The organism is Methylobacterium sp. C33D (assembly GCF_053345825.1).
In genome coordinates this window covers 1-380 of sequence record NZ_JBKFAV010000143.1, presented here as the reverse complement: position 1 = coordinate 380, position 380 = coordinate 1, and the positions used below count along the sequence as shown (strand labels likewise).

At 55.3% G+C, this 380-nt stretch carries 1 protein-coding gene; it reads left to right on the top strand.

Features of this window, described 5'->3' with window-relative positions; all coding sequences use genetic code 11:
- Positions 1-114 precede the first annotated feature (114 nt).
- The coding region (locus ACLBXO_RS31770) for a hypothetical protein (protein ID WP_447687920.1) at positions 115-380 on the top strand (266 nt) is incomplete at its 3' end.

Genomic DNA, 380 nt, shown 5'->3' with positions numbered 1-380 from the left:
CGACGGGGTCGCATCGTGAGCAGTCCTCAGCAAGCCGGGAGCCCATTGCGCCTGGGACGGGGCTGAGCCACAATACGACAGCGATACTCGAATTTTATTTATTCGGAGCCGTTAATGCCGCAAGAGGTCACCCTTCGGACAGTCGGCGAAGTGTTTTCGGAGCTTCGTCTGAGCAATACCGATCGGTTCGGCGAACAAACAATATCGGGCTGGGCATTCAGGGGCCACTCAGATGCTGACTGGCCCCTGCTGCCAGCAGTTTGGCGCGACGACTTTTTGACCGAAAAACATCCGTATCCTAATGATCTCCTGAAAAATCTAGCGGCCGACAGTGCTGCCAAACAAACATCTAGCCCTACTGTGACCGATCTAATCCGGCG